The organism is Micromonospora acroterricola (assembly GCF_003172955.1).
Taxonomy (GTDB): domain Bacteria; phylum Actinomycetota; class Actinomycetes; order Mycobacteriales; family Micromonosporaceae; genus Micromonospora; species Micromonospora acroterricola.
The window spans coordinates 1-8502 of the sequence record NZ_QGKR01000309.1 but is presented as its reverse complement, the minus strand read 5'-3'; the positions used below and the strand labels follow the sequence as shown (position 1 = coordinate 8502).

Below are 8502 nucleotides of genomic sequence, written 5' to 3'. Positions count from 1 at the left end.
ACTGGCTCCTCACCCGCCCCACCCCGGCCGCCTCCCCCGGTGATCATGAAGTTGGCGGGTCTTTCGGAGATCGAGAGCGCCGCCAACCTCATGATCAGCGCGGTCGGGGGCGCCCGTGCGGGGCGCGCAGGAGCACGGCCAGGAGTAGGACGGTCATCGCCACGGCGCCGGGGGCCTTCGTGAAGCGGGCCACGTTGGTGCCGTCGGGCAGGGTGAGGAAGGCGGCGAGCGCGGCCGGCAGCACGAACCAGGTCGTCCGGGCCGGGGTGAGCGCGAGCAACGCCAGCGGCCAGGTCGCGTACCAGGGGTGGAAGACCGGGGACAGGACGACGGTGGCGACCAGCGCCAGCGCCGCGCCGCGCAGCGCCAACCGGGGGCGGGCCGCCTCGCTCCCGCTCCGGACGTCGGTCGGTGTGCGCAGCGCCCGCCAGGCCCGCCACCAGAGCACCACCAGCACCCCGGCGAGCAGGACCAGCGCGACCGCCCGGACCACCGGCACCGCGTCCGGGTCCCGGCCGATGAGCGCGCCGGCGTAGTCCACCACGAGGCCGACCGCGGTCGGCGGCGACGTCCACTGCTCGGAGTCGCCGCTGTGGGTCAGCCCACCCACCCAGCCGAACCCGAGACCGGACAGCGTCGAGGTGACCAGCAGCGTGGCGAGCAGCCCGCCGGCGAGCCAGCCGCCGTCGCGCAGCAGCGCCCGTACGGTGTGCCGGCCGTGCACCGCGGCCAGCGCGGCGAACGGCGCGACCACCACGGCGCTCGCCTTCACGGTGACCGCCAGCCCGAGCAGCGCACCGGCGAACAGCAGCGCCGCAGGTCGGCCCGGCCGGCGGATCACCACCAGCAGCCCGCACAGCAGCAGGCCGAGCATCACCGCGTCGTTGTGCGCCCCGGCCACCAGGTGCACCCCGACGAGCGGCGTGGCCAGCGCCAGCCAGGCGGCCCGCCGGGTCGGCGCCCCGCCCGCGCGGGCCAGCCCGGGCAGGCAGAACGCCGCCAGCAGCAGCCCCGCCACGGCGATCAGCCGCAGCGTCACGACCGTGCCGGTGAGCCCGCCGCCGACGCCGACCGCGAGCGCCGCGAGCAGCACGAAGACCGGCCCGTACGGGGCCGGGGTGTCCCGCCAGATCGGCGCCACCGCGTCCCACCACGGGCAGCCGGCCGCCGCGACCCCGGTGGCGTACGGGTCGACGCCGTGCGCGTACGTCCAGCCCTGGCAGGCGTACGAGTAGACGTCCCGGCTGCCCAGCGGCGGCGTGACCAGCAGGGGCAACGCCCACAGCCCCGCGGTGACATACGCCCACCGGGTCGACGGCGGGCCCGCGCGCAGCGACCACCACGCCCCGGCCAGCAGGGCGGTGCCGGCCAGCCAGCAGGTGAGCGTCGCCGGCCCGCCCGGGGAGCGCCAGATCGACACCGGTGTCGCGCCCAGCGGGGCGTCCGGCAGCGCCCCGCCGAGGTAGCCGGCCACGGTCAGCAGGACCGCGCCGACCAGGCCGGCGTACCGGGCGACACGTGGGCCGGGTGTGGCGGTGGATCGGGGCGCGGCGCCGGGTTCGGTCACCGGCGCACCTTCCCTCAGTCGGTAGCGACCGGCTGCCGGGCCGCCCGAGCCGACCGTACCAACCAGATGACCAGCACGATCACCAACAGCGTCATCAGCGGCGCCCCGACCGACTTGGTGAAGCGGGGCAACCCGGTGCCGTCCGGCAGCACCAGGAACGACGAGATGAGGGCGACCACGGTGAACCATCCGGTCCGCCGTGCGGTCGCCGCGAGCACGGCCAGCGGCCAGATCCAGTACCAGGGGTGGTACAGGGGCGCCAGGGCGACCGTGGCGGCCAGCGCCAGGGCGGCGTGCCACAGCGGCTCCCGGGTGCGGGCCCGCCACCAGAGCCAGACCAGCAGCAGCGCGAGCACCGCCATGCCGATCCCCCGGGTCGCCGGCAGCGCGTCGACGTGCCCGCCGAACGGCACCGCCAGGTAGCCGACGGTCTGCCCGACCGCCGTGGAGGGCGACGTCCAGGCGATCACGTCGCCGCCCCGGGCCAGCCCGCCGACCCAGCCGAAGTCCAGGCCGGCGGCGAAGGTCACCCCGGCCACGACGGCGACCGCGCCGCCGACCACCCACCCGCCGTGCCGGATCAGCGCCCGGACCGAGTACCCGCCGACGATCGCGGCCAGCGCGGCGAACGGCACCACGACCAGCGCGGTCACCTTGATCGCGGCGGCCAGCCCGAGCAGGACACCGCCGGCGAGCAGCGGGCCGGTGCGGCCCGGTCGGGAGGCGATCACCGCCAGGCCGGCGACGAGCAGGCCGACCATCAGGGCGTCGTTGTGCGCGCCGGACACCAGGTGCACGGCGACCAGGGGGCAGGCCAGCGCCAGCCAGACCGCCCGACCGGCCGGCACACCGGCCCGGCGGGCGAGCACCGGCAGGCTGACCGCGGTGAGCGCCACCCCGGCCACGGCGATCAGCCGGAACACCACGATCGCGGCGGTGAGCGATCCGGTGGCCTTGACCACCGCCCCGGAGAGCACCACGAACAGGGGACCGTACGGCGCCGGCGTGTCCCGCCAGATGTAGGAGATGGTGTCCAGCCAGGGGCAGGGCAGCGCGGAGACGCCCTGCTCGTACGGGTTGATCCCGGCGGCGTAGCTGGCGCCCTGGCAGGCGTACGCGTAGACGTCGCGGCTCTCCAGCGGCGGCGCGATCAGCAGCGGCAGCAGCCAGAGCCCGACGGTGACCAACGCCCAGCGGGTCGACGGCACCCTCTCACGCAGCGCCCACCAGGCGCCGGCCATGAGCGCGGTGCCGACCAGCCACGCGGCGATGACCAGCGGCCCCCTCGGTCCCTGCCAGATGCTGACCGGGGTGGGGCGCAGGGGTGAGCCGGGCAGGGCGCCGCCGAGGAACGCGGCGACGGCGAGCAGCGTCGACCCGGCCAGTCCGGTCCAACGCGCGAGGTGGTGAGGCACGCCCGACATGCTGCCAGTACGGTGGTCGCGGTACGGAGGTGGGCATGCGGCGCAGTCGGGTGGTGGCGGTGGCCACCGGTTCCGCCGCCGTGCTCGGCGCGCTCTGGCTGGCCCTGCCGCTGATGGGCTCGGACCTCGCCGCCCAGGTGGCCCGGGCCGACTTCTTCGCCGCCCACGGCGCCACACCGGTGGACCTGCGCTGGTACGCGGGGGTTCAGCAGTTCGGCTACAGCCTGGTGTCCCAGCCGCTGATGGCGCTGCTCGGCGTACGGGTGACCGGAGCGCTGGCCCTGGTCGCGTCGGCCGCCGCGCTGGCCGCGCTGCTGGTCCGCGGCGGGGTGCCCCGGCCGCTGCTCGGCAGCCTGGTCGGGGTGGTGACGCTGGCCGGCAACCTGGTCTCCGGCCGGGTCACCTACGCCCTCGGCGTCGCGTTCGGGCTGGCCGCCCTGCTCGCGCTCACCCGAGGCGTACCGGACGGGCGGGCGCACCGGCCGGGGTGGCGGCTCGGGCTCGCCGCGGCGGGCGCGCTGCTGGCCTCGGCGACCAGCCCGGTGGCCGGCCTCTTCGTCGGCCTCGCCGGCGTCGCGCTGCTGCTCACCCGCCGGTACGCCGACGGCCTGGCGCTCGGCGTCGCCGCGGCCGTGCCGCTGGCGGTGACCGCGCTGCTCTTCGGCGACGGCGGGTGGATGAACATCAGCCGCACCGACGCCCTGCGCGCGGTGGTGACCAGCCTGGTCGTCGCCGCGCTGGTGGCGTACCGGCCGGTGCGGGCCGGCGCGCTGCTCGCCGCGGCCGGGGTGCTCGCCGCCGCCCTGGTGCACACCCCGGTGGGGTTGAACGCGACCCGCCTGGTGACGATGTTCGGGTTGCCCGTGTTGGCCGCCGCCGCCCGGTGGTCGGAGTCGCGCCGCCGGCGGCGCGACTCCGACCACCGGGCGGCGGGCCCGGCTGCTGGGCGGCGCCGGCCTGGCCGCGCTGCTGGTGGCGGTCTGCGTCTGGCAGCCGCCGGTGGTCCCCGCCGACCTGCGCAGCATCGGCGACCCGACCAGCGCACCGGGCTACCACGCTCCGCTGCGCGAGTTCCTGGCCGGGCAGCGGCTCACCGGCCGGGTCGAGGTGCCACCGACCCGCAACTACTGGGAGGCGGCCCGGCTGGGCGAGGTGCCGCTGGCCCGGGGCTGGCTGCGCCAGGCCGACATCGACCGCAACCCGCTGTTCTTCACCACCGTGCCCGGCGCGGCCGGCACCGGCGTACCGCTGACCCCGGCCAGCTACCGGGACTGGCTGGCGGAGAACGCCGTGCAGTACGTGGCGGTGCCGGACGCCCCGCTGTCCTGGGTGGGGCGCGCGGAGGCCGAGCTGGTGGAGGGCGGGTTGCCGTACCTGACGCCGGTCTGGTCCGGCCCGCACTGGCGGGTGTGGGCGGTGGCCGAGCCGACGCCACTCGTCGCCGCCCCCGCCGAACTGGTCCGCGCCGACGGCGCGACGGTCACCTTCCGCGCCCCGACCGCCGGTCCGATCCCGGTCCGGGTCCGGCACAGTCGCTGGCTCGCCGCGTCCGGTGGTGCCACCGTCACCGCCGCCGGGGACTGGACCACCGTCACCGTCCCTCGCCCCGGCGAGTACACCCTCGGCAGCTGACGCTCCGCTCACGCCTCCAGCACACGCTGGGCGGCGGCGCGGGAGCGGCGGCCGACGCGCAGGTACTCGTCGAGGAACTCCCCCGGGTCGTCCCGGCCGAGCAGCTCGACCACCCCGGCCAGCTCCACCCCGTGCCGGGGCAGCTGGTCGCCGGCCCGGCCCCGGACCAGCATCAGCGCGTTGCGGACCTGGGCGGCCAGGGACCAGCCGGCCGCCATCTCCGCGGCGTCCGCCGGGTCGACGAGGCCGGCCCGCTCGGCGGCCGCGAGCGCGTCGAGGGTACGCGTGCCGCGCAGCGCCGGAACCGCCCCGGCGTGCCGGAGCTGGACGAGCTGCACCGCCCACTCCACGTCGGCCAGCCCGCCGCGACCCAGCTTGGTGTGGGTCGCCGGATCGGCGCCCCGGGGCAGCCGCTCGGTCTCCACCCGGGCCTTGATCCGGCGAATCTCGACAATCTGCTCGCGGGTGAGTCCCTCGGCCGGGTGGCGCACCGGGTCGATCATCGCCTCGAACTCGGCGCCCAGGTCCGCGTCGCCGCAGACGAACCGGGCCCGCAGCAGCGCCTGCGCCTCCCACACCCGGGACCAGCGGGCGTAGTACTGCGCGTACGCGGCGAGGCTGCGCACCAGCGGACCCTGCCGGCCCTCGGGGCGCAGGTCGGCGTCGACGCCGAGCGGCGGGTCGGGCGCCGGCATGCCGAGCAGCCGGCGCAGCTCCTCGGCGATCGCGTGCGCGGCGGCGCTGGCCGTGCTCTCGCTGCTCCCGGAGGGCGGGTCGTAGACGAAGAGCACGTCGGCGTCGGAGAGGTAGTTCGACTCGTACCCGCCGAGCCGGCCCATGCCGATCACCGCGAACCGCAGCCCGGGCGGCGCGGGCTGGCTGGCCCGGGCGGCCCGCAGCGCGGCGGCCAGGGTGGCGTCGGTGACGTCGGCGAGTGCCGTGCCGACCGCCGTGATGTCGCCCAGCCCGGGGGCCTGCCGCTTCCCGCCGTCGGCACGGGTGGGGGTGGGCGCGAGCGAACCGGCCCGGCAGAGCACGTCGGCGCAGGCCACCCGGACCAGCTCCCGGCGGCGCAACGCCCGCACCGCCCGGGTGGCCTCGACCGGGTCGGTGTGCCGGGCCGCCGCCGCGAGGAACCCCTCCCGGAGCACGTCGCGCGGGCGCGGCGCCAGCTCGTTCTCCTCGGCCAGCAGCCGCAGCGCCTCCGGGTCCCGGGCGAGCAGGTCGGCGACGTACCGGGAGAGGGCGAGGACCCGCGCCAGCCGCCGGGCGACCGGGCCGCCGTCGCGCAGCAGCCGCAGGTACCAGGGGGTGCTGCCCAGCTTGTCGGAGACCTTCCGGTAGTTGAGCAGCCCTCGGTCCGGCTCCGGCGCGTCGGCGAACTCGCTGAGCAGCACCGGCAGCAGGGTGCGCTGGATGGCCGCCGTGCGGCTGACCCCGCCGGTGAGGGCCTGGAGGTGGCGCAGCGCTCCCGCCGGGTCGGCGAAGCCGAGGATCTCCAGCCGGTGCCGCGCCGCCTCCGGGGTGAGCCGTAGCCCGTCGGCCGGGACCCGGGCGACCGACTCCAGCAGCGGCCGGTACAGCAGCTTGGCGTGCAGCCGGCGTACCTCGGCGGCGTGGGTGACCCACTCGGCCCGGAAGCTCTCCACGGCGCTGCGCCCCGGCGTGGCCGTGTAGCCCAGCGCGGCGGCGAGCCAGCGCAGCGCGGCCGGCTCGGTGGGCACCGTGTGGGTGCGGCGCAGGCCCTGCAACTGGAGACGGTGCTCGACGCCGCGCAGGAACCGGTAGCCGCGCAGCAGCGCCTCGCCGTCGGCACGACCGACGTAGCCGCCGGCGACCAGCGCGCGCAGCGCCGGGATGGTGCCGGGGACCCGCAGCGACTCGTCGACCCGACCGTGCACGAGCTGCAACAGCTGGACGGCGAACTCGATGTCGCGCAGCCCGCCGGAGCCGCGCTTGATCTCGCGTTCCAGCTCCTTCGGCGGGATGTTGTCGATGATCCGCCGGCGCATGGCGCGGACGTCCTCGACCGCCTCGGGCCGTTCCGCCGCCCGCCAGACCAGCGGCGCGAGCTGGTCGATCCACTCCTGGGCCAGCGGCAGGTCGCCGGCGGCCGGGCGGGCCTTGAGCAGGGCCTGGAACTCCCAGGTGCGCGCCCACCGCCGGTAGTAGGCCAGGTGGCTGGCGAGGGTACGCACCAGCGGGCCCCGGTTGCCCTCCGGGCGCAGCGCGGCGTCCACCGGCCAGGCCACCAGCCCGCAGACCTGGATCAGCCGGGTCGCCACGGTGGTGGCCGCGGCCAGGTCGCCGTCCTCGGCCGCCACGAAGATCACGTCCACGTCGGAGACGTAGTTCAGCTCGTCGCCGCCGCACTTGCCCATCGCCACCACGGCGAGCCGGGGCCGGGCCGTGCCTTCCGGCAGCTCCGCGACGGCGATCTCGTACGCCGCGGTCAGCGTCGCGTCGGCCAGCGCGGAGAGCGCGGCCATGGTCTGCTCCAGGCCGCGTCCGCCGGTGAGGTCGGCCGCCGCGATCCGCAGCAGGGCCAGCCGGTACGCGGCACGCAGCACCGCCACCGGGTTGCCGTCACCGGTCTGCTCCAGCCGGCCCTCGGCCGTCGGTGCGAGCCCGTCCGGGGCGGTGCGCAGCGCCTCGTAGTGTTCCGGATGGGCCACCAGGTGATCGCCGAGCGCCGACGAGGCGCCGAGGACCGCGATCAGCCGCCGCCGCAGCCCGGGATCGGCGTGCAGGTCCGCGAGCAGCGGCGACCCGGCTGCGGTGTCGCCGCTCGTACGGCGTTCCGCCTCGGCGATGCGGTGCAGCTGGCGCAGCGCCAGGTCCGGGTCGGCGGCCCGGGACAGCGCGGCGAGCAGCTCCCCGGCCGGCTCGTCCACCGGCTCCTGCTCGGCCGGCTGCCACAACCGCAGCCCGTCCGGGCCGAGCAGGTCGGCGGCGCGTGCCTCGCCGTCGCCCTCGGCGGTGCCGAAGCCGTACCGGGCGAGTCGCCCCTGCGCCCTGGTCGGCCGGCTCATCAGTGCCCGAGCAGCGGCAGGCCGCGCCGCGTCGTGCTGTCGTCCAGCTCGCCGAGGGCCAGCGCGGCGAACCGGGCGGCGAACGGCTGCCAGACCTCCTCGACGTCGGCCATCACCGAGGCGCAGGCGGCCACCACCAGCTCCGGGTCGTAGCCCAGGTCGGCGAGGAGAGTCGAGTCGACGGCCCAGTCGGCGATCATCGCGGTGTCGCACTCGATGTGGAACTGCAGCCCCCAGGCCCGGTCGCCGAGCCGGAACGCCTGGTTCGGGTAGCGGGTGGAGGCGGCCAGCAGGGTGGCGCCCCGGGGCAGCTCGGTGATCTCGTCGGAGTGCCACTGGAGCACGTCCGGGATCAGCGGCACGTACCGGAACAGCGGGTCACTCTCGGCGGCGTCCCGCCGGCCGACCACGCCGGGGCCGACCTCCGGCCCGGACGGGCTCCGCTCGACCAGCCCGGCGTGCGCGGTGGCGAGCAGCTGCGCGCCCAGGCAGACGGCCAGGGTGGGCACCCGGTAGCGGACCGCCTTGCGCAGCAGCCCCTCCACCGCCGGGAACCAGGGTGCGCCGGGCGAGCCGTCCGGCAGCGGGTACGCCTGCTGCTCGCCCCCGAGCACCACCAGCGCCGCGTACCCCTCCAGGTCGGCGGGCAGCTCGTCGCCGGCGTGCGGGCGGACCACCCACAGCTCCAGCCCGGCCTCGGTCAGCCACTCACCCAGTCGGCGCAGGTCGTCCGTCGGGTCGTTCTCGATCACCAGCGCGGTTGCCACCCGTCGAGGCTAGCCGGTACGCCGAACCGCGCCACGCCCCGCCACGGCCCCACGCCCGGCCGCGTCGGGCCGGGCCAGGC

4 protein-coding genes and 1 pseudogene are annotated in these 8502 nt (G+C 77.0%); 1 reads left to right on the top strand and 4 read right to left on the bottom strand.

The genetic code is table 11. The features are described from left to right. Positions 1-94 precede the first annotated feature (94 nt). Both mptB (DKT68_RS27000) and mptB (DKT68_RS26995) read right to left on the bottom strand, forming a co-directional pair. A complete protein-coding gene (mptB, locus tag DKT68_RS27000; protein ID WP_109820196.1) occupies positions 95-1567 on the bottom strand; it encodes a polyprenol phosphomannose-dependent alpha 1,6 mannosyltransferase MptB in 1473 nt (490 codons plus the stop codon). 14 nt (positions 1568-1581) lie between these two features. Beyond that, positions 1582-2982, bottom strand: coding sequence for a polyprenol phosphomannose-dependent alpha 1,6 mannosyltransferase MptB (mptB, locus tag DKT68_RS26995; protein ID WP_201749210.1), 1401 nt, complete (start codon positions 2980-2982; stop codon positions 1582-1584). A 44-nt stretch (positions 2983-3026) separates the two neighbouring features. Between mptB (DKT68_RS26995) and DKT68_RS26990 the strand changes: the two are divergent. Continuing rightward, positions 3027-4623: pseudogene (locus DKT68_RS26990) on the top strand (hypothetical protein). An 8-nt stretch (positions 4624-4631) separates the two neighbouring features. On the opposite strand, the gene DKT68_RS26985 reads toward DKT68_RS26990, so the two are convergent. Both DKT68_RS26985 and DKT68_RS26980 read right to left on the bottom strand, forming a co-directional pair. After that, positions 4632-7655 (bottom strand): bifunctional [glutamine synthetase] adenylyltransferase/[glutamine synthetase]-adenylyl-L-tyrosine phosphorylase, encoded by a 3024-nt coding sequence (locus tag DKT68_RS26985; RefSeq protein WP_109820194.1) that lies wholly within the window; start codon positions 7653-7655, stop codon positions 4632-4634. Beyond that, the gene (locus DKT68_RS26980; RefSeq protein WP_109820193.1) at positions 7655-8422 is read right to left on the bottom strand and encodes a type 1 glutamine amidotransferase; all 768 of its coding nucleotides are present in this window, start codon (positions 8420-8422) and stop codon (positions 7655-7657) included. The genes DKT68_RS26985 and DKT68_RS26980 overlap by 1 nt, the downstream gene beginning before the upstream one ends. Positions 8423-8502: the final 80 nt, after the last annotated feature.